The organism is Asanoa iriomotensis, from assembly GCF_016862515.1.
GTDB lineage: Bacteria > Actinomycetota > Actinomycetes > Mycobacteriales > Micromonosporaceae > Asanoa > Asanoa iriomotensis.
In genome coordinates, this window is record NZ_BONC01000003.1 from 84,272 (window position 1) to 107,421 (window position 23,150).

General features: G+C 72.3%; 19 protein-coding genes. 6 read left to right on the forward strand and 13 right to left on the reverse strand.

The window, feature by feature from the left end:
• Window positions 1-6: 6 nt before the first annotated feature.
• Window positions 7-1,596, reverse strand: a complete 1,590-nt coding sequence (locus Air01nite_RS03575; RefSeq protein ID WP_203700323.1) for an ABC transporter substrate-binding protein — start codon at window positions 1,594-1,596, stop codon at window positions 7-9.
• A complete protein-coding gene (locus Air01nite_RS03580; protein WP_203700324.1) occupies window positions 1,597-2,805 on the reverse strand; it encodes a dipeptidase in 1,209 nt (402 codons plus the stop codon).
• A gap of 193 nt (window positions 2,806-2,998) precedes the next feature.
• Between Air01nite_RS03580 and Air01nite_RS03585 the strand changes: the two genes are divergently transcribed.
• The gene (locus Air01nite_RS03585; RefSeq protein ID WP_203700325.1) at window positions 2,999-4,015 is read left to right on the forward strand and encodes an ABC transporter ATP-binding protein; all 1,017 of its coding nucleotides are present in this window, start codon (window positions 2,999-3,001) and stop codon (window positions 4,013-4,015) included.
• A complete protein-coding gene (locus Air01nite_RS03590) occupies window positions 3,996-5,006 on the forward strand; it encodes an ABC transporter ATP-binding protein (protein WP_203700326.1) in 1,011 nt (336 codons plus the stop codon). The genes Air01nite_RS03585 and Air01nite_RS03590 overlap by 20 nt, the downstream gene beginning before the upstream one ends.
• 238 nt (window positions 5,007-5,244) lie before the next feature.
• Here Air01nite_RS03590 and Air01nite_RS03595 read toward each other — a convergent pair whose 3' ends face one another.
• The 7 genes from Air01nite_RS03595 to Air01nite_RS03625 form a co-directional block, all read right to left on the reverse strand.
• Entirely contained in the window at window positions 5,245-8,364 is a 3,120-nt protein-coding gene (locus Air01nite_RS03595) for an AfsR/SARP family transcriptional regulator (protein WP_203700327.1), read from the reverse strand.
• Between the two features lie 92 nt (window positions 8,365-8,456).
• Window positions 8,457-9,101, reverse strand: coding sequence for a response regulator (locus tag Air01nite_RS03600; protein ID WP_203700328.1), 645 nt, complete (start codon window positions 9,099-9,101; stop codon window positions 8,457-8,459).
• Entirely contained in the window at window positions 9,098-10,993 is a 1,896-nt protein-coding gene (locus Air01nite_RS03605; protein ID WP_203700329.1) for a sensor histidine kinase, read from the reverse strand. The genes Air01nite_RS03600 and Air01nite_RS03605 overlap by 4 nt, the downstream gene beginning before the upstream one ends.
• Before the next feature lie 49 nt (window positions 10,994-11,042).
• The gene (locus tag Air01nite_RS03610) at window positions 11,043-11,741 is read right to left on the reverse strand and encodes a hypothetical protein (protein ID WP_203700330.1); all 699 of its coding nucleotides are present in this window, start codon (window positions 11,739-11,741) and stop codon (window positions 11,043-11,045) included.
• Between the two features lie 154 nt (window positions 11,742-11,895).
• The gene (locus tag Air01nite_RS03615; protein WP_203700331.1) at window positions 11,896-13,977 is read right to left on the reverse strand and encodes an MMPL family transporter; all 2,082 of its coding nucleotides are present in this window, start codon (window positions 13,975-13,977) and stop codon (window positions 11,896-11,898) included.
• Window positions 13,978-14,036: 59 nt separating this feature from the next.
• Entirely contained in the window at window positions 14,037-14,702 is a 666-nt protein-coding gene (locus Air01nite_RS03620) for a response regulator (protein ID WP_203700332.1), read from the reverse strand.
• A complete protein-coding gene (locus Air01nite_RS03625; protein WP_239090463.1) occupies window positions 14,695-15,873 on the reverse strand; it encodes a sensor histidine kinase in 1,179 nt (392 codons plus the stop codon). The genes Air01nite_RS03620 and Air01nite_RS03625 overlap by 8 nt, the downstream gene beginning before the upstream one ends.
• A gap of 153 nt (window positions 15,874-16,026) precedes the next feature.
• On the opposite strand from Air01nite_RS03625, the gene Air01nite_RS03630 reads away from it, so the two are divergent.
• The 3 genes from Air01nite_RS03630 to Air01nite_RS03640 are packed head-to-tail and all read left to right on the forward strand — an operon-like array spanning window position 16,027 to window position 18,076.
• Complete coding sequence (locus Air01nite_RS03630) at window positions 16,027-16,392, forward strand: YciI family protein (RefSeq protein ID WP_239090483.1); 366 nt, start codon at window positions 16,027-16,029, stop codon at window positions 16,390-16,392.
• 27 nt (window positions 16,393-16,419) lie between these two features.
• Window positions 16,420-17,628, forward strand: a complete 1,209-nt coding sequence (locus Air01nite_RS03635) for an RNA polymerase sigma factor (RefSeq protein WP_203700334.1) — start codon at window positions 16,420-16,422, stop codon at window positions 17,626-17,628.
• A 37-nt stretch (window positions 17,629-17,665) separates the two neighbouring features.
• Window positions 17,666-18,076, forward strand: coding sequence for a four-helix bundle copper-binding protein (locus Air01nite_RS03640; protein ID WP_203700335.1), 411 nt, complete (start codon window positions 17,666-17,668; stop codon window positions 18,074-18,076).
• Between the two features lie 5 nt (window positions 18,077-18,081).
• Here the strand turns inward: Air01nite_RS03640 and Air01nite_RS03645 are convergent, their stop codons facing one another.
• The 4 genes from Air01nite_RS03645 to Air01nite_RS03660 are packed head-to-tail and all read right to left on the reverse strand — an operon-like array spanning window position 18,082 to window position 22,272.
• On the reverse strand, window positions 18,082-19,074 hold the full coding sequence (locus tag Air01nite_RS03645) for a PDR/VanB family oxidoreductase (RefSeq protein WP_239090464.1): 993 nt from the start codon (window positions 19,072-19,074) through the stop codon (window positions 18,082-18,084).
• Window positions 19,074-19,931 (reverse strand): fumarylacetoacetate hydrolase family protein, encoded by an 858-nt coding sequence (locus Air01nite_RS03650; protein WP_203700336.1) that lies wholly within the window; start codon window positions 19,929-19,931, stop codon window positions 19,074-19,076. The genes Air01nite_RS03645 and Air01nite_RS03650 overlap by 1 nt, the downstream gene beginning before the upstream one ends.
• 1 nt (window position 19,932) lies before the next feature.
• A complete protein-coding gene (locus Air01nite_RS03655; RefSeq protein WP_203700337.1) occupies window positions 19,933-21,024 on the reverse strand; it encodes a cupin domain-containing protein in 1,092 nt (363 codons plus the stop codon).
• A gap of 12 nt (window positions 21,025-21,036) precedes the next feature.
• Window positions 21,037-22,272 (reverse strand): FAD-dependent oxidoreductase, encoded by a 1,236-nt coding sequence (locus Air01nite_RS03660; RefSeq protein ID WP_203700338.1) that lies wholly within the window; start codon window positions 22,270-22,272, stop codon window positions 21,037-21,039.
• Window positions 22,273-22,332: 60 nt separating this feature from the next.
• Here Air01nite_RS03660 and Air01nite_RS03665 point away from each other — a divergent pair, with 60 nt between their 5' ends.
• Window positions 22,333-23,118, forward strand: a complete 786-nt coding sequence (locus tag Air01nite_RS03665; protein ID WP_203700339.1) for an IclR family transcriptional regulator — start codon at window positions 22,333-22,335, stop codon at window positions 23,116-23,118.
• The last annotated feature ends 32 nt before the right edge of the window (window positions 23,119-23,150 follow it).

Sequence of the window (23,150 nt, forward strand, 5' to 3'; positions counted from 1 at the left end):
TCTCCGTCAGCTCTTCTTGGCGTTCGCGAGCGACTGCGGGTCGACGACCGACAGCAGCTCACTGGGCTTGACGACGAAGCCGCTCCACTTGTCGCTGTGCGCGACGTAGAGGTTCTGCATGTACATGACGTTGTCGTAGACGTTGTCCCGGACCAGCTTGGCCGCCTGCTGCACGAACTGCTTCTGCGCGGCCTTGTCGGTGGTGCCCTGCGCCTGGGTGATCAGCGAGTTGAGCGCCGGGTCGTCGACCAGCGTGTAGTTGATCGCCCCACCGGGGAGGTAGGTCAACGCCATGTTGGTCGTCGGGTCGTCCATGATCGCGAAGTTGCCGGCGTAGATGTCGTACTCACCCGCGTCGGTCTTGGCGAGGTAGGTGTTGCGGTCCATGCCCTGCAGGTTGATCGTGATGCCGGCCTTGGCCGCGTCGTCCTTGACCAGGTTGGCCCACTGCGAGGTCACCGCGTCCTGCAACGAGTAGATCATCGTCAGCGTCAGCGGCTTGCCTGGGCCGTAGCCGGCCTCGGTCAGGAGCTGCTTCGACTTCTCGACGTCGAACTCGTACTCCTTGCTCGTGGGGTCGGCGAACTCCTTGAGCACCGGCGGGATCGGGCTCGACCCGGTGCTGACGCCCTGTCCCTGCAGCACGACCGAGCGGATCGCCTCGTAGTTGACGGCGTGCGCGAGCGCCTGCCGCACCTTGACGTCCGCGAGCGCCGGGTGCTTCATGTTGTACGTCATGTGCGCGTACCCGAGGCCCGGGATCTCCTGCACCTTGATGCCCGGCGTGCCCTGCAGGTTCTTGACCTGAGCCGGCGGCAGCGCGTTGGCGATGAGGTCGACCTCACCGTTCTTCAGCGCCAGGATCTCGGTGTTGATGTCCGGGTACACCCGATAGACGATCTTGCTCACGACCGGCGTGTTGTTGGGCGCGAACGGGTACGGGGTGACCCGCTCCAGGGTGTAGCTCTGCCCCTTGGCGACGCTGGTGAGCTTGAACGGACCGGAGCTGACCCAGTCCTTGTCGTTGGCGAACTTCGCCACGTTGCCGCTCGGCTCGAAGACGTGCTTCGGGACGACGTTCATCCAGAAGCCGACCTCGGTCACCACCGTCGAGTCGGGCTTCTTGAGCTTGAGCTCGACGCGGGTCGGCGACGGCGCCGACGCCGAGTCCACATTGACCAGCTGGCCGTAGGTCGTGTTGCCGGCCGGCTTGTCGCGCAGGATCGAGTTGATGGTGAAGGCGACGTCGTCGGCCGTGACCGGCTTGCCGTCGCTCCACTTCATGTCGTCCCGCAGGTTCCAGAACGCGGTCGTCGGGTTGGTGAACCCGTAGTCCTTGGCCAGCAGCGGCGACTTGGCACCGTCGGCCGAGATGGACAGCAGCCGCGGGTACATCAGGCTGGTGATCCAGTTGTCGGTGCGGCTGTTGCCGATCAGGGGGTTGAAGTTGACGACGTCGGTGGTCGTCGCGATGGTCAGCGTGGCGTCGCTCGCCCCGCCGGCGTTGCTGCTATCGGGTGCGCTAGGGCTGCAGGCGCCCAGCGCGGCCATCGCCGCGACGGCGGCGACCGCGATCAGGGGGTGACGAAGGCGCATCTAGACCCAGACCTCCTCCAGGACGCGAATGGTGTTGCCGCCGACGACCTTGCGGATCTCGTCGTCCGAGTAGTCGTGGCTGACCAACCATCCGATGATGTTGTAGAAACACTCGGCCGGGTTCTCCAGGCCGTCGACGTACTCCACCTCGGGGAACTCCACGCGTCCGTGGGCCTCCTTTGTGGACAGGTTGCTCGCGAAAGCCTTGTGCAGGCCTACGTGGTCGCCGAACAGGGTGTCCGGCCCGAATGTGACGTGGTCGATGCCGATCAGGTCCACGCAGTGCGTGAAGTGGTCCATGACCGACTCGAGGGAGTGCCGCGGGTGGGCCGCGGACAGCGTGGTGTGCGGGGCGGCCTCGAGGCCGAGGACACCGCCGCGCTCGGCGCACGCCTTGATGACGGCGTCGGGCTTCATGCGGTTGGTCGGCCACACCTCGCGGGAGCCGCAGTGCGTGATGAACACCGGCTTCGTCGAGTGCTGGACGGTCTCCAGCGCGGTGCGGTCGCCGGAGTGCGAGATGTCGATGGCGAAGCCGAGCTTGTTCATCCGCTCGACGGCCTTCTCGCCGAAGTAGGTGAGGCCGCCGTCGCCGCGCTCCTTGAGGCCGCTGCCGAGGTAGTTGGACTCGGAGTAGGCGATGCCGATCTGGCGCACGCCGAAGCCGTAGAGCACGTCGAGCCGGTCGACCTCGTTCTCGATCGGCGTCGCGGCCTCCAGCGCGAAGACGTGTGCCATCCGGCCGGTCTCGTGCGCGTGGTAGATGTCCTTGAGCGTCTCGCCCTTGATGACGTAGTCCTGGTGCGCGATGTCGGCCATCCGCACGCCGAGGTCGAAGAGCACGTCCTGGTACTTCCAGCCGGCGTCGCTGGAGATGCAGCACGTGCCGTCCATGCCGTTGTCGAAGACCGCCGTCATGCCTGAGCGGGCCAGGCCCTTGTAGCCGGTGGGTTCGCGGCCCTGCCGGATGTGCTCGCGCAACTGGCCCATGTCCCGGGGGAAGACCTGTACGTGGTCGTGCAGCGAGATGACGATCTCGTCGGTGAGCAGCTTGACGACCCGTTCGCGCTGGCTGTCGGAGAGCTCGAGGCCCTGGTAAGCCGGCACCCGGCTGATCTGCTCGGCGTACTCGAAGATCTTGAAGTCCTTGCCCGGCTCGAGATAGTCGTACGCCGTGTAGCCGGTGTAACGCTTCGCGCTTTCCAGCATCGAAGCCCTCCTTCTTGTTTCGCAGATTTCGTCGCCCGGCGCTCCGGTGGGAGCGATCATGCGTGGCGATGCATGGGAGGGTTGCAAAAATCCGGCGTCGAAGTCAAGATGCCAAAGAAGAACGGGCGTCATTGACGCCAGTACGGCGAAGTACGGGCATGAACGTCCGTTTCGTTGCTGGGGAGAACACGCAATGCATGCATCGGCTGACTCCACGTCACGAGCGCTGGAGGTGCGGGGCCTGTCGGTCACGTTCGCGACCCGGCGCGGCACCGTCCCGGCGGTCGTCGACGTCGACCTCGACGTCGCCCGCGGCGAGCTCGTCGCGCTCCTCGGCGAGTCCGGTTCCGGCAAGTCGGCGGCCGCCCGCGCGATGATGGGGCTCTCGGCACCCAACGCGACCGTCTCGGCCGAGACCCTCAAGCTCGGCGACACCGACCTGCGCGCCCTGTCCGAGCAGCAGCGGCGCAAGCTGCGCGGCACGCGGATGGCCATGGTCTTCCAGGACGCGCTCTCCGCGCTCAACCCGGTGCTCTCCATCGGCGACCAGTTGGGCGAGCTGTTCCGCGAACACCGTGACCTGTCGCGCCGCCAGGCCCGCGCGGCCGCGATCGACCTGCTCGCCCAGGTCGGGATACCGGCACCCGCCCGCCGGATCTCCGACTACCCGCACCAGTTCTCGGGCGGCATGCGGCAGCGCATCCTCATCGCGATGGCGATCGCGCTGCGCCCGGAGCTGATCATCGCCGACGAGCCCACGACGGCCCTGGACGTCACCGTGCAGGCCCAGATCCTCGAACTGCTCGACTCGCTGCGCCGCGACCTCGACATGGCCGTCCTGCTGATCACCCACGACCTCGGCGTGGTCAGCGAGGTCGCGGACCGGGTCATGGTCATGTACGCGGGCCGGGTGGTCGAGGCCGGCAGCGCCGACGACCTGCTGAGCCGGCCCGCCCATCCGTACACGGAAGCGCTGTTGCGGTCCGTGCCCCGGGCCGACCGCCGCGAAGGCCGGCTCCACGCGATCTCCGGCAGCCCGCCCAGCCCGGCCAACCAGCCGGCCGGCTGCCCGTTCCACCCCCGCTGCGAGTACGTCGTCGACGAGTGCCGCACGACGCGCCCGCCGTTGACCGTGCTCTCCGACAACGACACCCGGCTGGCCGCCTGCCACCGTTCCGAGGAGGTTCGCCATGTCGCCGTCGCCGGGTGACCTGGTGCTCGACGCCCAGGACCTGCACAAGACGTTCCACACCGGCCGCGGCGGGCTGCGCCGGGCCCGGGTGAGCGCCGTCGACGGCGTGAGCGTGCAACTGCGCGCGGGCGAGTCGCTCGGGATCGTCGGCGAATCCGGCTGCGGCAAGTCGACGCTGGCCCGCATGCTCGTCGGCCTCGAACGACCGGACTCGGGCAGCATCGTCGTCAACGGCCGGGACGTCACCAAGGTCCGGGGCCGGGACCGCCGGCTGCTCCGGGCCGACGTGCAGATGGTCTTCCAGGACCCGTACACGTCGCTCGACCCGCGGATGACCGTGCTGGAGCTGATCGGCGAGCCGCTCGTCGTGCACAACCGGGTCACCGGGGCCGCCGCCCGCCGCGACCGCGTCGCCGAGCTGTTGGGCCTGGTCAACCTCGCGCCCGAGCTGATGCACCGCTACCCGCACCAGTTCTCCGGCGGGCAGCGCCAGCGCATCGGCATCGCCCGCGCGCTCGCCCTCGAACCGCGGGTGCTGGTCTGCGACGAGCCGGTGTCGGCCCTCGACATGTCGGTGCAGGCGCAGGTCGTCAACCTGCTGCGCGACCTGCAGCAGCGGATGGGCATCGCGCTGCTGTTCATCGCACACGACCTGTCGGTGGTGCGGCACGTGGCGGACCGGACGGCCGTGATGTACCTGGGCCGGCTGGCCGAGGTCGGCGACACCGACACGGTGTACGACGAGCCGGCCCACCCGTACACCCAGGCGCTCTTGTCTGCCTCTCCGGTCGTCGACCGGAACCGGCGCCGCCTGGCGAGCCGCATCATGCTGGCCGGCGACCCACCGAGCCCGAGCGACCCGCCGAGCGGCTGCCGCTTCCACACGCGGTGCCGGTTCCAGCAGTCCCGCTGCGCGGAACAGACACCGTCACTGCGACCACTGGGCGAACGCACGGTCGCCTGCCACTTCGCGGAAGAGGTGCGCCAGGCCGCGTCGGCGACGTCCTGACCTCGTGCCGATCAGGGCTGGGGCAAACTCGGCCACCTGGCTACGCTTTTGGCAAGCGATCGGGCGGGGGCTATGGCAAAGGTTGCGTTGGTGGGCGACGTGGGCGGCGCTGGGTCGCCCGCCACACCGTCACCCGACTCGCCGGCGCCCGGTTCATCGGCATCGACCCGAAGCACGGCGTGACGGGAGCCGCGACGTGGTCGCCGCTGGTGCTTGAGGACGCCACGCTCCTAGGGGTCTAGCGCGACCGGCTGAGCACATCGTCCACCTCGCCGCTGCCGACCTCCGACAGGATCGACAGCGACGCGTGCCATTGTTCGCGGGCGATCGTGCCCAGGCCGTTCGCGCGGGCGATGTCGCCGAGCAGGCGCAGGGCGCGGGCCTCGCCGAGGCGGTGGCCGGTGCCGCGGTGGGTGGTGAGCGCCCGCTGTCCACATTCGACGGCGCGGTCGACGTCGTTGACGCGCAGGGCGACGCTGCCGAGCACCAGGTGCGCGTTTCCGGCGAGGATCCGGTGTCCGGCGCGCCGGGCGTCCGTCAGCGCGGCGGTGGCGATCGCGGCCGCCTCTGTCAGGTCGCCGATGTCGCGGAGCGCGGCGGCCAGGCCGACGTTGGTGCGGGTGCGCACATACTCGCTGCCCGCACCGAGCAGCGCCAACCCGCGGCGGTGCTCGGCAATCGCCCGCTCCGGGGCGCCCAGCCGGTGGTGCACGGTGCCGAGCAGCGAGAGGATGTCGCCCTCGACCATCGGGTCGGCCGCCTCGCGGGCCTTGACCAGCGCCGCCTCGGCGTTGGCCAGCGCCTCGGTCAGCTCGCCCCGGTCACGCTGCACGGTGGCGAGACCGCCGAGCAGGTGGGCTTCCGAGTGCACCTCCGACTGCAGTGACATCGCGGCGCCGAACCGGTCGGCCGCGGTCGCCTCACCGAGCAGGTGCTCGACGGCGCCGAGGTTGTTCAACGCGATCATCTGCCCGACCGGCGAACCGATCTCCTCGTGCATCGCCAGCGCGATCACGGAGCACTCCGCCGCCCGGCGCAGCTCGCCCAGGTCGTGGTAGAGGCCGCCGAGCGTGATCAGCGTGCTGGCCTCGCCGGCCGCGGAGTTGTCGGCCCGGTGCAGCTCCAGCGCCCGCTCGCTGCTGCGGGCGGACCCCGCGAAGTCGCCCATGTTCTTGAGCACCACGCCGAGGTTGCCGGCCGCCGCGGCCTGCCCCTGCGACCACCCGGCCGCGGCGCACAGGTCGGCAGCCGTAGCGAACGCGGCGGCGGCACCGGCGAGGTCGCCCTGGGTCTGCCGGGCCAGCGCGATGCTCGTGTGCATCGCCGCCTGGGCCCGCGGGTCACCCTCCGCCTCGGCGGCGGCGAGGCTCGCGTTGACCGCGGCGAGCCAGTCGACGGTGTGGCTGGTCTGCCAGAAGTAGCCGCGCAACGCGTCGGTGAGCTGCCACGCAGCGCGGCGGGGCCCGGTGGTGGCCGCGTGGCCGATCGCGGCGAGCAGGTTGCGGTGCTCGGCGTCCAGCCAGGCCAGCGCGGCGGGGTCGGTGGCGAACCCGGCAGCGGGTGGCAGGCCGTCGAGCGGCAGGCGGACCATGTGCGGGTAGAGACGGCGGCCGGCGGCGTCCGCCGTGGCCAGGTAGTGGGTGTGCAGGCGGGTGACCGCCGCGGCGGCTTCGTCGGGGTCGGTCAGCTCGCGGGCGTACGCGCGGAGCAGGTCGTGCAGCCCGAACCGGCCCGCCCTCGGCTCGGTGACGAGGTGGGCCGCGACCAGGGCGTCCAGCGGCGCCTCCTCGCCCGCGAGCGCGGCCGCCGCGTGTGCGTCGACGTCCGTGCCCGGGACCGCGCCGAGCAGGCGGAACAGGCGTTGCTCGGGCGGGCTGAGGTGGTCGTACGAGGCGCGGAAGGTCGCCCGTACACCGGAAAGCTCGTCGTCCTCGATCGCGCCGACATAGTCACGGAGCATTGTGGACGGTTCCGCGTCGAGGCGCGCGGCGGCGATCCGCACCGCGAGCGGCAGGTGTCCGCACGAGCGCACCAGCTCGCGGGCGGCATCGGGCTCCGCGTCGACCCGCCGGGCGCCGATGATCGTGCGCAGCAGCAGCACGGCCTCGGGCTCGGTGAGCAGGTCGACGGTGAGCCGGCGGGCGCCGTGGCCGGCGGTGAGGTCGCTCAGCGGCGCCCGGCTGGTGACCACGACGACGCAGGTGGCCGAGCCCGGCAGCAGCGGCCGCACCTGCTCGGCGGTCGCCGCGTTGTCGAGCAGGATCAACACCCGGCGCCCGGCGACCTCACTGCGGAACAGGGCGCCGGCCTCGTCGGGGTCGACGGGGATGCGATCACCGGGTACGCCGAGGGCGCGCAGGAACCGGGCCAGCGCGTCGCCGGCCCGCACGGGCGGGGCGGCCTCGTAGCCGCGGAGGTTGACGAAGAGCTGGCCGTCGGGGAAGCGGTCGGCGACGCGGTGCGCCCAGCGGACGGCGAGCGCGGTCTTGCCGACCCCGCCGGCGCCGTCGATCGCGGCGGTGGTGCGGCCGTCGGCGACGAACCCGTCGAGCTGGTCGAGCAGGGCCGCCCGCCCGACGAAGTCCGGCACGGCCGCCGGGAGCTGGGCCGGCCCCTTCCCGGGCGGTGCGGGCCGCAGCCCGGGATCGTCCCGCAGCACGGCGGTGTGCAGCTGCCGGAGCTCGTCGCCGGGGTCGAGGCCGAGCTGGTCGCGTACCCGATCGCGGATTCTGCCGTAGACGGCGAGGGCGTCGGCGCGGCGCCCGTCGCGGAACAGCGCAGTCATCAGGTGGGCGGCCAGCCGCTCGTCGAGCGGCGCGCCAGCGGCCAACTCGGTCAGCTCACCGACCAGCTCGCCGTGCCGACCGGCCTCGAGGTCGGCGAGAATCCGCAGGTCAAGTGCGGTCTTGCGGGCTTCTTCCAGCCGGGCGCCGAGCCGCTCCCGGCCGGGACCGACGTCGGCGAGCGCGGGCCCGCGCCAGAGCGCGAGGGCGTCCCGCAGCAGCTTGCCGCGGGTGTCCGGATCGTCGGTCTCGCGCGCCTCGCCCACGAGCGCGGTGAACCGGTGCGCGTCGACGGCCTGCGGGTCGACGTCGATCCGGTAGGCACCGTTGCGCAGCACGATCGGCGCCCCCTCGCCGAGCAGCCCCCGCAGCCGGGAGATGTAGGTCTGCAGCACGGCACGGGCCTCGCGCGGCGGCTCACCGGACCAGATCAGCTCGACGAGCCGCGCGACGGACACGCTCTGCCCGGCTTCGAGGAGCAAGATCGCCAGAACGGCACGTTCATGCCGCCGCCCAACACCCACCCGGCCGCCGTCGTTGCTGACCTCGACCGGACCGAGCAGGCGAAACTCCACGCCGACCGACCTTATAGAGCCGCCAACCAGGAGGAAACCCCCGCCGGTAAGCAATCCGGTATGCGCGCTGCGCCAGACTCACCGCTTGCCCGTTAGGGCTGGCCGAGGCCCGCGTCGCGGGCGCGGGCCACCGCGGCCGCGCGGTCGGCTACCCGCAGCTTCGCGAAGACGTTCGAGACGTTGTTGCGGACCGTTTTTTCCGTTAAGCCCAGACGGGCGGCGATCGTCGTGTTCGCCGCGCCCGTGGCCATCAGGGTGAGGATTTCTCGTTCTCGGGTCGTCAGGTCCGGGAACGGGGTCGTGGCCGGGGCCGGTGCCGTGAAGAAGCGGGTCAGGCGGGCCGCGATGGCTGGGCCGAAGATGGCTTCGCCGGCGGCTACCGAGTGGATCGCGCGCAGGATGTCCGACGGGTCCGCGCCCTTCAGGACGTAGCCTCGGGCGCCCGCGCGCATCGCCGTGAAGACTGAGTCGTCCTCGTCGACCATCGTCACCACCAGGATCGCCACCGACGGTGCCGTGCGGAGGATCGCCCGGGTCGCGTCCACCCCGCTCAAGCCCGGCATCCGCAGGTCCATCACGACCACGTCCGGGCGCTGCGCGAGCGTCACCGCGACCGCCTCGTCGCCGTCGCCTGCCACACCGACCAGCGATACGCCCGGCGCGTCCTCGATCAGTGCGCGCAAGCCCTCGCGGAACAGCGGGTGGTCGTCGGCCACCACGACCCGGATCGGGGTCATGTTGCCGTCAGCGGAAGGTCCGCGATCACCAGCGTGCCCCCGCCGGGGGCCCGGTCCAGCGCTAGTGAGCCACCCACCTCGGCCGCCCGTTCGCGCATCGACGTGATGCCCACGCCCGCGCGGTAGCCGGCGGGGATGCCGCCGCCACCGTCCGCCACCCGCAGCACCAGGCGGTCCGCGGACGTCATCGTCACCGTGACCGGTGCGCCCGGTGCGTGCCGGCTCGCGTTGGCGAGGGCCTCCAGGGCGATCCGGTACGCCGCCACCTCCACCGCGGCCGGCAGTGGCGGCAGGTCCGGGACCGTGATCGACGCGCAACCCAGGCGCAGCGCCTGCTCCCGGAGTGCGCCGGCCAGGCCGAGCTCGTCGAGGACCGGTGGGCGCAGGTCGTACACGATCCGGCGGATGTCCGTGACCGCCCGCTGGGCCTCGCCGCGGAGCAGGTCCAGACGGTCCGCGTCGGCGCCGGCCGGCAGGGCCCGGCGGACCGTGTCGATGCCGAGCGCGATGCCCGCCAGGGTCGGGCCCAGGCCGTCGTGCAGGTCCCGGCGCAGGCGGCGGCGTTCCTCCTCGCGGAGCGTGACCAGCCGCTCCCGGGAGGCCCGCAGCGCCGCGTCCAGCGTCACCGCGTGCGCGACCACCGCCACCTGCCGCGCCAGGTTGGCCAGCAGCGCCTCGTCGGCCCCGGTGAAGTCGGCGTGCCGGCTCTGCAGCACCAGCGTGCCGATGGTCTCGCCCGCGAACGGCAGCGGCAGCTCACGGACCGGCTCCGGACCGCGCCGGCCGTGCGCCACTACCGCGGAACCGCCGACGAGGACCGCCACATAGGACAGACGCAGGGCGTCGGCCACGGTGCCGGCCGCTGCCGTGAGCGCGTCCGCGGGCGCGCCCGCCGCGTCGAGCCGTTCGCCCAGCCGGGCCAGCGCCGAGGCCGGTTCGTCGCGCAGGCCGTACACCAGATGGTTGATCCGGCGCTGCAACGCGTCGCGCAGCGGGAGCGCGGCCAGCACCGCGACGGCGGTCGCGACCGCACCGCCCAGCACGTGCCCGGCCAGCAGCGCCGCCGCCGTGTAGACCAGCAGCACGACCGCGGTCAGCAGCCCGTAGACCAGCGTCCGGCTCACCACGACCCGGGTGTCGAACAGGCCGTACCGCACGATGCCTACCCACGCCGCCACGCCGAGCACGACCGGGCCGCAGTTCTCCAGCACCGAGATCTGCTGCGTGTCGCCCGTGGTCAGCCCGACGGCCAGGCATGCGAAGAACGTCGCCGAGCAACCGAAACCCGCATAGGCCGCCAGCCGCATCGCCGCGCCCTGGTCGCCGCCGGTGGCGCGGGCCTTGCGCAGCAACGCCCAGGCGGCCAGCGCGATCAGCGGACCCAGCAGCAGCACCACGATCAGCAGCCCCGACACCCAGGAACCCAGCGACAGCGGGTTGGGCACATCCGTGTCGATCACCGTGGGCGACGCGACGGCATAGACGAGGAGCAGGACCAGAGCCAGCGCGTACGCCCACGCGAGCACCCGCCGCCGGCGCGAACCCAGCCGACCGTCCGGGAACAGCAGGACGCCGAACATGGCCGCGAGCGGGACGCCGAACACGAACAGCGCCGAGTACACCAACTCGAACGCCAGGCCGCCGATCAGGTGCAGCAGGTTGCCCAGCGGCAGCGCGACCGCCGAGGCCAGGAAGACCCAGCCGACCGGGTTGGCCGGTGCGCGCCGGGCCATGGCCGCGCCGACGAGCGCGACCGGCAGATAGAGCGTGGCGCTCGCCGTGAGCCAGGCGTCCAGCGCGGAGACGGGGCCGCGGACCGCGAGCAGCACGCCGGCGATCGCGGTGGCCACCGCCACCGCGACCGCCGCCCGGCTGATCCACGCTCGGCCCATCGACACCGATTGTGCGGTGCGCGCCGACGCAGCGGAATCGTCGAGCATCTCAGGCCGTCACCCGTTCGGGCACCGGCGCCACGTGCGCCGTCGCGGGCAGGTCCCACTCCGCGTCCGGCGTGCGGGCCAGCACCACGGCGCAGCCGGTCGTCGCGACCAGCAGCAACCCGTAGGCGACCGCGTCGACCGCCGGACCCATGCCCATCGCGACCGCGTGCAGGAACGGGCTCAGTCCGAACAGGATGCCCACCCACACCGGCACCGCCCGGGACCGCCACAGCGCGATGCCGAGCAGCAGCATGCCGAGCAGGTGGCCGAGCACGAACATCAGCAGCATGGTGCTGTAGACGCCGTCGGCGCTGACCGCGTCGAGCAGCGCGGCCACGGTGGCCCGGTCCTCCAGGCGCGAGCCGTGCCAGTAGGCCGCTTCGACGCTGCCGATGCTGGCGATGCCCGCCGACCAGGCCAGGAACGACAGGGCGCCGCCGATCGCGGCGAGCCGGGGAGCGCCGCGGCGGGCCAGCCGCGCGGCGAACAGCACGGCGAGGGGCATGAGCAGGATCAACAGCGCGACGAGGGTACGTGCGGCGGCAGCCGGAACGGCCGTGCCGGCGACCTCGGCGAGCTGCTCGGTGGCGGGCGCGTCCTGGTCGAAGTGCGGCTCGGTCAGCGTGCCGGCGACCAGGCCCAGCGGCGCGAGCACGAGCACGGCGGCGCCGGTGAGACGGGCGAGTCTGCGAGTGTCCACGATGGTTTCCCTTCCCGGGGAGGCGTTTCGGTGTGGACAGCAGCGTCCGCCGCCCCGTGACCCGGGCGGCAGAGTCACCGGTCCCGGGACACCCGGGAAACACGGATCTGGGTGCCCGCCCCCGTGCGCGGGCACCCTGATCCGCGAGACACCCCTAGCGGACCAGCGCGAGCGGTTGCGCCGCCGCGGGCTCCGGTGCGGTCTCGGTGACGCCGAACCGGGCGTGGACGCGGGCGAGCCAGGCGGGCGCCCACCAGTTGTAGCGGCCCAGCAGTGTCATCGTCGCCGGCACCAGCAGCATCCGGACGATCGTCGCGTCGAGCACCACCGCCAGCACCAGGCCCAGCCCGATCGACCGGATCGGCACGAACCCGCCGGCCACGAACCCGGCGAAGACGATCGCCAGCAGCAGCGCAGCCGCGGTCACGATCCGGCCGGTGAGTTGCAGGCCCTCGGCCACCGCGACCTCGGGCCGGGCCCCGGCCAGCCAGCGTTCCCGCATCCGGGACAGCAGGAACACCTCGTAGTCGACCGAGAGGCCGAACGCGATCGCCGCGACCAGCACCGGCACGGTCAGGTTGGTGCCGTCCAGTTCCCCCATGCCGAGGTTGCCCCATTGGAACACCCAGACCACCGCGCCCAGGGCGGCGCCGATGCTGAGCAGGTTGGTCAGCACCGCCTTGATCGGCAGCAGGATCGAGCCGGTGAACAGGAACAGCAGGATCAGTGTGGCGAGCCCGACCAGCGCGACCGCCCACGGGAGCCGGTCGGCCAGCATGCCCCGGTAGTCGATCAGCCGGGCCGCGTCGCCGCCGACCAGGGTCTCGACCGGGGTCGGCAGGTCACGCACCGCGGCGGCGACGGTGTTCTGGTAGTCCTCGTCGACGTCCGCCTGGACCAGCGAGTGGTCGCCGATCGGGCGCACCGCGACCTCGCGTACACCCGGCATGGTCTGGATCCGATCCCGCAGCGCGGTGACCGCCGGGCTGTCGGGCGCGGCCGCGACCACCGCGGAGACCTCGTCGGGCCGGATCTCGTCGGGGTAGTGGACGACCATCTCGTCGTAGAGGGTGCGGGTGTCCGTGCTCGCGGGCAGCAGGCGCGGGTCGCCCGTCGCGAGCCGCATGTCGAGCACCGGCAGCGCGATGAACAGCATGGCCGCGAGCACGGTCAGCGCGGTCACCGCGGGCCGGCGCTGGACGATCCGCGCCAGCCGGGCGAACACCCCGACGCCGGCGGGCCGCGGCGCCTTGCCCTTGATCCGCTTGCCGAAGAGGGCGAGCAGGGCCGGCAGCAGGGTCAGCGCGGCCAGCAGGTCGAGCACGACGACGGCGGTGCCGGCGATGCCCATCGAGCGCAGGAACGGGTCCGGGAAGACGGTCAGCCCGGCCAGCGCGACCGCCACCGTCAGTCCGGAGAACAGCACGGTGCGCCCGGCGGTGCGCGCGGTGCGCAGGACCGCCGGCCCGACCTCGGGGTCGACCGCCCGCTCCTCGCGGAACCGGTAGACGACCAGCAGCGCGTAGTCGACGGCCAGGCCGACCGCGAGCATCGTGACGATCTGGATGGAGTAGACGGACACGTCCGTGACCTGGCTGAACGCGAACAGCACCCCGAACGTGCCGCCGACGCCGACCACCGCGATCAGCAGCGGCAGCCCGGCCGCGAGCAGGCCGCCGAAGACGATCAGCAGGAGCAGCAGCATGACCGGCGTGCTGAAGATCTCCGCGCGGGCCACGTCGCTGGCGGCCTGCTCGCTGAACTCGTCCTCGCTCAGCGTTCCCCCGGTGACCGTGACCGTGCCGCCGCCCAGGTCGCCGGCGCGGATCCGCTCGGCGGCCTGCGCCGCGACCTCGTCGGCGTCGTCCGCGACCGCCATCGTCACCGTGAACAGCACCGCCTGCCCGGTTGCCGGCGACGGCAGCGGCGGGCTCACCTCGGCCACACCCGGTATCGACCGGACGTCGGCGCTGATCCGGTCGACCGCGGCGGTCACGGCCGGATCGCTCGCGTCGACGCCGCTCACGATCGCGGTGATCTCCTCGGGGGCGGGCGCCAACGAGTCCCGGAGGTCGGCGGCCCGCGTGGACTCGCTGCCGGGCACGACGCCGACGTCGCCGACCAGGCGTTCGAAGACGCCGATGCCGAACGTGAAGCCGGCACCGACGACGGCCAGCCAGATCACCACGACGATGACCGGGCGGCGCACGGAGAAGCGAGACAGTGACGTAGTCATGGCGTCGATCCAACGCGCGCGGCGCCTTGACCGGATCGCCGTCCGGAGTGGACTCCGGCTCACTCGCCGGAGCGAGGAACCACCAGTCCCGTCTCGTACGCGAGGACTACCGCCTGCACCCGGTCGCGCAGGCCGAGCTTGGTGAGCAGGTTGCTGACGTGGGTCTTGACCGTGTGCTCGGTGACGAACAGCTCGCCGGCGATCTCCGCGTTGGACAGCCCGCGGGCGACCGCCTTGAGGGTCTCGGTCTCCCGGCCCGTGAGCGCTGCCAATCGGTGGTCGACCCGTCGTGGCGCCGCCCGGGACACCACGTCGGCGATCAGGCGCCGGGTCACCGTCGGCGCCAGCAGCGCCTCGCCGCCGGCCACCACGCGGACCGCGTTGACCAGGTCGTCGCGGCGCATGTCCTTGAGCAGGAAGCCGCTCGCGCCCGCGCGCAGCGCGTCGTAGACGTACTCGTCGAGGTCGAACGTGGTCAGCACGAGCACGCGGGTGTCGGAGTCGGCGCAGATGCGGGCGGTGGCCTGGATGCCGTCGACGTTGGGCATCCGCACGTCCATCAGCACGACGTCGGGGCGCAGCCGCGCGGCCGCGACGATCGCCTCCGCGCCGTCCGCGGCCTCGCCGACCACGGCGATGTCGGGCTGGGCGTCGAGGATGAGCGCGAACCCGCCGCGGACGAGCTCCTGGTCGTCGGCGACGAGCACGCGGATCTGGTCAGCCATGGGGCCGCACGGGAACCACCGACGCCACGACCGGCAGCCTAGCGTGCACGCGGAAACCGGGGCCATCGCTAGCGGCGCCGGTGCGCAGCGTGCCGCCGCAGGCCGCGACCCGCTCCCGCATGCCGATCAGGCCGTGGCCGGCGGTCGGCCCGACCCGCCGGCTCGGGCCGCGGCCGTCGTCGCGTACCTCCAGGTCCAGGTCCTCGTCGTCCCAGCGGAGCGTCACGTCGACCCGGCCGGCCCTGGCGTGTCGGACCACATTGGTCAGTGCCTCCTGCACCACCCGGTAGGCGGCGACCGCGGTGTCGGCGGGCAGCGGGCGGCGCTCGCCCGTCTCGCGCAGGGTGGCCGCCAGGCCGGCCAGCCGGGCCTGTTCGACCAGCGCCGGGATGGAGTCGAGGTCGGGTTGCGGCGCGCGGGAGGCGGGCTCGGTGCGCAGCACGCCGAGGGTGCGCCGCAGCTGGGTGAGCGCGTCCCGCCCGGCGTCGGCGATCGCGTCGAACGCCTGCTCCGCGCGGGCGGGGTCGCGGCGCACGACGACCGGGCCGGCCTCGGCCTGCACGACGATCAGGCTGACCGAGTGGGCAAGGGTGTCGTGCATGTCGCGGGCGATCCGCTGCCGCTCGCGCGAGGCCGCCTGGGTGTAGTCGGCGGCGAGCTGCTCGGCGCGGGCCTCCAGGTTGGCGATCAGGGCGCGCCGGGAGCGGGCGATGGCGCCCAGGGCGTACGCGCCGCCGAACAGGATGACCGAGGCGCTCACCGGCAGGATGCTGTTCTTCGGCGACAGCGAGACGGCGAGCCCGGCCACGGTGCCGATGATGCCGACCGCCCGCCAGCCGGGGCTGGCCAGCGAGGCGAACGTGTAGGTGGCCACGAGCTGGCCGAACGGCACCTCTTTGATCAGGTCGTTGACGGCGAGGAAGGCGGTGGAGACGCCGGTGACGAAGGTGACCGGCACCGGCCAGCGGCGACGCCAGGCCAGGGGGAGCGAGCTGAGCGCGGCGAGGACGTACATCATCGTCGTGTCCTCGCGGTCGACCACCGGCGAGGCGATCGTGGCGAGGTAGCAGAGCAGCGCGATGATCGAGTCGACGACCAGGGGCGGCAGGTCCTGGGCCGCGTCGGTCACCCGGCGCACGGCCCGGCGCACCTGCTCGGCCAGCTCCCGCACGCTGGCAGTATCCGCTCCGGCACGGTGCCGGCGCCTCCCTCCCAGGAGCGAGAAGAAATTTCTCCGGTGGGATGTCGAAATCCGCGCCGCCCCGTTCGACCCCTGGGTAGAAGCAGGTCGACAACACACAAGAGGAGAGACATCGTGAAGGTCATGGTCATGATCAAGGGGACCGGCGCGGACGAGGACAAGATCGCCCCGACCGCGGAGATGCTGGCCGCGATGGGCGAGTACAACGACAAGCTCGTCAAGGCCGGGATCATGCTGGACGGCGGCGGGCTGCGCCCCAGCGCGGAGGGCAAGCAGGTGGTCTTCGAGGGCGGCACCACGTCCGTCGTCGACGGGCCGTTCACCGAGTCCAAGGAGATCATCGCCGGCTACTGGGTGTGGCAGGTCAGCTCGATCGAGGAGGCCGTCGAGTGGGTCAAGCAGGTCCCGAGCGACCCGAAGCTGGGTCTGCGCGAGGTGCTGGAGATCCGGCCTTACTACGACGAGGCCGACTTCGAGAACCTGGCCTGACGCTTTAGCTGGAGGGGAGGGGCGACCATGGACGCGCGGCGTACCGTCGAGGCGGTTTGGCGGATGAATTCCGGGCGGCTGGTCGCCTCCCTCACCCGGCTGGTCAACGACGTGGGGCTCGCCGAGGACTTCGCACAGGACGCCTATCTCGCGGCGCTCGAACAATGGCCGCGCGAAGGCATTCCGGACGAGCCCGCGGGGTGGTTGCTCACCACGGCCCGCCGCCGGGCGATCGACATGATTCGCCGCGAGGGGGTACGCGAGACGAAGTACGCCCTGCTGGGCGAGGAGTCCGCTCCGGCGACCGACCAGGATCTGCTGTCGCTGGTGTTCGTCGCCTGCCACCCGGTGCTGGCGCAGGAGTCCCGGGCGGCGCTGACGCTTCGGATGGTCGGCGGTCTGAGCACGGACGAGATCGCCCGCGCGTTCCTGGTGCCGTCGGCCACGATCGGGCAGCGGATCTCCCGGGCCAAGCGCACGCTGGCCGAGGCGGAGGTCCCGTTCGGCCTGCCGGACCCCGACGAACTGCCGGCCCGCCTCAACGCGGTGCTGGAGGTCGTCTACCTGATCTTCACCGAGGGCTACGCGGCCACCTCCGGCGACCGGTGGATCCGCCGCGACCTGGCGGAGCAAGCGATGCGGCTCGGCCGGATCCTGGCCGCGCTGATGCCGGCCGAGCCCGAGGTGTACGGGCTGGTCGCGCTGATGGAGTTGCAGGCATCGCGGTTCGGCGCCCGCACCGGTCCCGACGGTCAGCAGGTGCTGCTGGAGGACCAGGACCGGTCACGCTGGGACCGCACGCTGATCGCACACGGCTTCGGTGCGCTGGGCCGGGCGCGCAAGTTGCGCAAGCCGCTCGGTCCCTACACGGTGCAGGCCGCGATCGCCGCCTGCCACGCCCGTGCGCCCCGCTTCGCGGACACCGACTGGGCCGCGATCCTGGCGCTCTACGACGCGCTGTCCCAACTCGCACCGTCGCCGGTGGTCCGGCTCAACCGGGCGGTCGCACTGTTGCATGTGGACGGTCCGCAGGCGGCCCTGGACGCGGTGGAGGAGTTGGCCGCCGACCCGCGCCTGCACCGCTACCACCTGTTCGGCGCGGTCCGCGGCGACCTGCTGCTGCGCCTGGGCCGGCACGCGGAGGCGGCCGAGGAGTTGGAGCGCGCGGCGGCCCTGGCACCCACCCGCCAGGAGCGCACGCTGCTGATGGAGCGGGCGGCCGCCGCCACCCGGTGAGCGGAATATTGCCCCAGTTTGGGGGAATGCGGGCGGCATGACGACAAGCACGCTCCCGATGTTGGAGACCTATCCGCAGCCGATCAGCCTGGACCGCGTCCAGCTCGCATCGACCATCGACATCATCGACGACTGCGCGGAAGCCTGTACGGCCTGCGCCGACGCCTGCCTCAGCGAGCCCGACGTGGCCGAGCTGACCAAGTGCATCCGGACGAACCTCGACTGTGCCGACGTGTGCGCTACCACCACGCGCGTGCTGTCCCGGCACACGGGTTACGACGCCACGATCAGCCGCGCGATGCTGGTCGCCTGCGTCACCGCGTGCGCCGCCTGCGCGGCCGAGTGCGGGCTGCACGCCGAGATGCACGAGCACTGCGGCATCTGCGCCGACGCCTGCCGCACCACCGAGCAGGCGTGCCGAGACCTGATCGCGGCGATGGACAGCTGACCTGTCTATAGGTCCAGGGACAGCACGCTGGTCGCGGAGCGGCTGACGCAGATCATCACCAGGTCGCCGGCGGCGCGTTGGGCGGGGCTGAGGATGTCGTCGCGGTGGTCCGGCACGCCGTCGACGACCCGGACCTCGCAGGTGCCGCAGTAGCCCTCCTCGCAGGAGTAGGGCACGTCGGGCAGGACGTCCCGGATCACCTCCAGCATGCTGCGGTCCGGCGGCACCGCCAGGCGCAGGCCGCTGCGGCAGAGGTCGACCTCGAACCCGGCGGACGCCGGCCGCTGCGCCAGGCCCGGGTTGCTCGCGGCGGCGAAGCGCTCGATGCGGACCGCACGCCCGGCCTTGTCGCCGGCCGACTGGGCCGCGCGGAGCATGCCTTCGGGGCCGCATACGTAGATGGCGGCCTCCGGTGGCGCGCCGGCGACGATCGCCTCGAGGTCGAGCAGGCCCACCTCGTCCTGTGGCGCGAGAAGAAGCTGGCCGCCCAGGCCGGACAGCTCGTCGACGAACGCCATGCTCTCCCGGCTGCGGCCGCCGTAGTGCAGCCGCCACGGTGTGCCGGAACGGGCGGCGGCCCGGGCCATCGCCACCAGCGGGGTGACGCCGATGCCGCCGGCGAGGAAGACGTACGCCGGGGCCGGTTCGAGCGCGAAATGGTTGCGCGGGCCGCGCACCTCCACCTCGCGGCCGACCAGCGCGGTGTCGTGGACCTCGGCCGAACCGCCGCGCCCGCTCCGCTCGCGCAGGACAGCTACCAGATAAGAGGTGCGATCGGTGGGGTCGCCGCACAGTGAGTACTGCCGGATGAGCCCGCTGGGCAGCACCAGGTCCAGGTGGGCGCCCGGCTCCCAGGGCGGCAGGTCGGCGCCGTCGGCGGCGCGGAGCCGCACGGACACCACGTCCTGCGCCTCCCAGGTGATCCGGTCCACCAGCAGGCGCATGGTCGTCGCGGCGGCCGCGGCGGGCTGCGCGCTCGGCAGCAGGGTCGCGGTCATCAGCGCACCTGGTGGCGCATCGCGCCGAGGCCGGTGATCGAGGTGTCGAGGACGTCGCCGGACTTGATCGGGCCGACGCCGGGCGGCGCGCCGGTGAAGATCACGTCACCGGGGAGCAGGGTCATCATCCGCGACGCGTACGAGACGACCCGGGGTATCGAGGTGAGCAGCGCGGACGTGTTGACCTCTTGACGGACCTCGCCGTCGCACGCGAGCCGGATGTCCAGAGCGCCCGGGTCGGCGATCTCGTCGGCGGTGGTCAGCCACGGACCGAGCGGGCTGAACGTGTCGTGGCTCTTGCGCCGCGACCGGTCGGCGGGGCTGCGGACGGTGATGTCGAGCCCGATCGTGTAGCCGCGGATGTGCGCCATCGCCCGGTCCTCCGGGATGTCGCTGCCACCGGCGCCGACGACGATCACCAACTCGGACTCGTGGTGGATCTCGTGACCGGCGGCGACGACCTCCGGCGGGAGGCGGATGTCGTCGCTCGGGCCGATCACCGATGACGGCGCCTTGAGGAAGACGTCGAAGTCCATCATCCAGCTCTCCACCCGCCCGAGGGTGCGCTGCTGCACGTCGTGCATCTCCTGGACGTGCGCGGCGTAGTTGCTCGCGCAGGCGACGATCTTCGACGGGTTGAGCACCGGGGCGCGCAGCGTGACGTCGCGCGGTTCGCCCTCGGCGGCGGCTTGGCGCAGGTCGTCGTGTACGGCGTCGAAGTCCCGGCAGAGCCGCCGCCACCAGCCCGCGGTCAGCGGGTCGGGATCGGCCGCCCAGGGGAGCGCGCCGGTGACGTCGACGACGCCGGCGTCCGTGACCGCGCCGAGGCGGTAATCGTCGAAGATCGCGAGCCGCATCTCAGACTCCTCGTGGGGTGAAGGTGCCCGAGATGGGCTGCGGCTCCGGCGATTGCTGTTCGCGGTAGAGGCCCAGGGCGCGCAGCACCGGGGTGTCCGACAGCGTGAACAGGTCGGCACCGTCGTCGGCTCGATGCTCGACGGCCGACCACGACGGCACGACGAAGATGTCGCCGGCCGACCAGTCGAACCGGACGCCGTCGATGACGCTGGCGCCGCTGCCGGAGAAGACCACGAAGATCGTGTTGCCGGTACGGCGCACCGCACGAGTCTCGCCGGCGGCCCGGATCCGGTGCATGGCGCAGGCCAGCGTGGGCAGCACGCTGGCGCCGTTGAGCGGGTTGACGTACTCCAGGCTGACCATCGGTTCGTCGCCGGCGGCGGCAAGCTGCGTGAGGCGGGCATCCGTGTCGGTCCACGGGTAGACCAGCAACGGCGAGTGGTCCGGGTGGAGGGCGTCGGTGACCGCGCCCGTGACGAACCGCTCGCGGTCGCCGTAGGTGGCCAGCGAGACGTTGTGGGCGTCGGGCGCCGGCTGGCGCAGCTCGGGGTAGGGCTCGAAGAAGATCGCGTCGAGCGCCTCGACGATCGGCAGGTCGAGGCCGTCGAACCAGAGCATGCCCGACTCGGCGCCACCGGTGTGCTCGTGCCAGTTCCACGACGGGGTCAGCACCAGGTCACCGGCGCTCATGTCGCAGGCGTCGCCGTTGACGGTGGTCCAGACCCCGTCGCCCTCGAGCACGAACCGGATCGCGCCGGGGGAGTGGCGGTGTGCCGGCGCCAGCTCCCCGGGCCGCAGGCACTGGACGGCGCCCCAGAGGGTGCCGGCGGCGTACGGGGTGCCGCCGAGCCCCGGGTTGCCCAGGCTCAGCACCCGCCGCTCGCCGCCGCGCTCCACCGGGATCAGGCGCAGCGCCCGGTCGGCCAGCTCGCGCAGGGCCTTGTTGGACCACAGCCACGGCTGGGCCTTCGGCCGCGGGGTGGGTGTGAGCAGCTCGTCGGTGATCGTCCAGAGCGGGTAGAGGTCGGCCCAGCGGAGGTCGGCGTAGAACTCGTCCAGCTCTTCCTCGGTCGGGGCGGCGTCGTGCGTCATGTCGTTTCTTCCTCACTGGGCCAGGGCCGGGGCGCGGCCGATGCCGAAGCGGTTGACGCTCTCCAGCAGCGATGCCCGGCGGCACCACGCGCGGGCCAGTTCGGGGTCGGCCGCGGTGGCGCGCAGTTCGGCGTAGTTGGCGGCGCGCCGGGCCGGGTCGCGTTCCATCATTCGCGCGGTGTTGCGTTTGGTGTCCGCCTGGACGTACTCGATGGCGACCTGGCGGCGGACGCGGTCGAACTCGTCGAGTTCGGCGTCGACGCCGTCCGGGCCGCGACGGAGGCGGGCGATCCGGCGGACGACGTCGATCGCGTCGTGGATGCCGCTGTTGAGGCCGACCCCGCCGAGCGGGCTGTTGACGTGCGCGGCGTCGCCGATCAGCACGACCCGGCCGGCCCGGAAGGTGGCCGCGACCCGCTGGTGCACGTTGTAGATCTGGAAGTCGTCGATCGGGTATCCCGCCGGGTTGGCGGCGATGCCCTGCAGGTGAGCCTGGATCGAGACCGGGTCGGTGGCGTCCTGCACGCTCTGGCCGGCCGGCACCGGATAGACGGCCCGCCACGACTCCGGCGTACGCAGCAGGAAGATCCATTCCTCGGGGTCGGCGACGTAGTTGACGTCGGCGATCCCGGGCAGCAGCGCCCGCAGGTCCGCCGACGTGCTCGCGATGACGAAGCGCTGCTCGTAGGTGAAGCCTTCGAACGGCACGCCGAGCAGGCTCCGGACCGTGCTGCGCGCTCCGTCGGCGCCGATGACGAAGGAGCCGCGGACCTCGTCCAGGCCCTGGTCGGTCTCGATGCCGACGGTCACGCCGTCGCCGTCCTGCCGGAGGGCGACCGCGCGCGCCCCGAACCGGACGACCACGTCGGGGCGAGCGGCCAGGCGGTCGGCGAGGATCCGCACCAGGCGCTGCTGGTTGAGCTGCAGCCGGAACGGGAACGGCGTCTCGCCGGCGAGCAGGCCGTAGTCGAACTCGGCGACCAGCCCGTCGGCCCGGTCGCGGAACTGGTAGCGGGGAACCGCCAGGCCCTCGGCCCGCATCTGGTCGGCGACGCCGAGTTGGGCGAGCAACTCCAGCGTCGGCGGGTGGAACGTCGAGGCCCGCCAGTCGGTCTGCACCGTCGGCGTGGCCTCGACCAGGACGACGGGCAGGCCGGCGTCCGCGAGGGCGGCGGCCGCGGTCATCCCGACCGGTCCCCCGCCCACGATCACGACGGGCGTCGACTTGGTGACCGCGGATGACTGCATGGCGCCGAATGTAAGCGCGCTATTCCGCTGATGAGAAGAGTTGTGGTAAACAATTCCTTCATGTCGAACAGTCGTCTCGGAGTCGACCCGGTCATGTCCTCGGTCGACAACGCCCTGCTGCTGCTGCAGCTCGTCGGCCAGCGCAACGCGATCCGCGTCGCGGGCGCCGCGGACGAGCTGGGCGTGGCCCGCTCGACCGCACACCGGCTGCTCTCGACGCTCAAGAGCCGGGGCTTCGTGACCCAGGACCGGCCCAACGGCACCTACCGGCCGGGGCCGGCGCTCTACGAGATCGCGCTCGCGGCGATCGGGCGCACCGACATCCGCCGGATCGTGCTGCCCGCGCTGCAGGAGCTGAGCCTGTCGACGCGGGAGACCGCCAGCCTGGTGTTCCTGGAGGGCAACCAGGTGCGGTTCATCGACTGCGTCGAGAGCCCGCGGTCGGTCCGCGTCGGCAGCCGCACCGGGGTCGTGCTCCCGGCCCACTGCACGGCGGCGGGCAAGGCCATCCTGGCGGCGCTGTCCGAGGCGGAGCTCGAGCGTCGCTACCCCGACCGGCGCCTGGAGGTCCGCACCGCCAACAGCATCGGCAACTGGGACGCGTTGCTGGCCGAGCTGGAGCGGGTGCGCGCCGACGGGCACGCGGTCAACGTCGGCGAGGGCGAGTCGGGCATCAGCGCGGTCGGGATGGCGGTGCCGGACCTGATCGGGGCGCCGCTGGCGGCCATCGCGGTCGCGGTGCCGACGACCCGGATGCCCACACAGGAGGCCGGCGACGAGTTCGCGCCCCTGATTTTCGCCGCCCGGAGCGAGATCATCCGGCGCCTTCGCCAGGAGGAGGTATGACCCTGAGCTAGGACATCAATAGCGAACGATTT

Excerpts from the sequence above, each read along its gene's own strand:
- Air01nite_RS03605 (WP_203700329.1), bottom strand. The coding sequence starts at position 10,993 with ATGGGCCGAGCGTGGATCAGCCGGGCGGCGGTCGCGGTGGCGGTGGCC.
- Air01nite_RS03620 (WP_203700332.1), bottom strand. The coding sequence starts at position 14,702 with ATGGCTGACCAGATCCGCGTGCTCGTCGCCGACGACCAGGAGCTCGTC.
- Air01nite_RS03580 (WP_203700324.1), bottom strand. The coding sequence starts at position 2,805 with ATGCTGGAAAGCGCGAAGCGTTACACCGGCTACACGGCGTACGACTAT.
- Air01nite_RS03600 (WP_203700328.1), bottom strand. The coding sequence starts at position 9,101 with ATGACCCCGATCCGGGTCGTGGTGGCCGACGACCACCCGCTGTTCCGC.
- Air01nite_RS03665 (WP_203700339.1), top strand. The coding sequence starts at position 22,333 with ATGTCGAACAGTCGTCTCGGAGTCGACCCGGTCATGTCCTCGGTCGAC.
- Air01nite_RS03615 (WP_203700331.1), bottom strand. The coding sequence starts at position 13,977 with ATGACTACGTCACTGTCTCGCTTCTCCGTGCGCCGCCCGGTCATCGTC.
- Air01nite_RS03655 (WP_203700337.1), bottom strand. The coding sequence starts at position 21,024 with ATGACGCACGACGCCGCCCCGACCGAGGAAGAGCTGGACGAGTTCTAC.
- Air01nite_RS03645 (WP_239090464.1), bottom strand. The coding sequence starts at position 19,074 with ATGACCGCGACCCTGCTGCCGAGCGCGCAGCCCGCCGCGGCCGCCGCG.
- Air01nite_RS03650 (WP_203700336.1), bottom strand. The coding sequence starts at position 19,931 with ATGCGGCTCGCGATCTTCGACGATTACCGCCTCGGCGCGGTCACGGAC.
- Air01nite_RS03575 (WP_203700323.1), bottom strand. The coding sequence starts at position 1,596 with ATGCGCCTTCGTCACCCCCTGATCGCGGTCGCCGCCGTCGCGGCGATG.
- Air01nite_RS03630 (WP_239090483.1), top strand. The coding sequence starts at position 16,027 with ATGGTCATGATCAAGGGGACCGGCGCGGACGAGGACAAGATCGCCCCG.
- Air01nite_RS03640 (WP_203700335.1), top strand. The coding sequence starts at position 17,666 with ATGACGACAAGCACGCTCCCGATGTTGGAGACCTATCCGCAGCCGATC.
- Air01nite_RS03585 (WP_203700325.1), top strand. The coding sequence starts at position 2,999 with ATGCATGCATCGGCTGACTCCACGTCACGAGCGCTGGAGGTGCGGGGC.
- Air01nite_RS03660 (WP_203700338.1), bottom strand. The coding sequence starts at position 22,272 with ATGCAGTCATCCGCGGTCACCAAGTCGACGCCCGTCGTGATCGTGGGC.
- Air01nite_RS03590 (WP_203700326.1), top strand. The coding sequence starts at position 3,996 with ATGTCGCCGTCGCCGGGTGACCTGGTGCTCGACGCCCAGGACCTGCAC.
- Air01nite_RS03635 (WP_203700334.1), top strand. The coding sequence starts at position 16,420 with ATGGACGCGCGGCGTACCGTCGAGGCGGTTTGGCGGATGAATTCCGGG.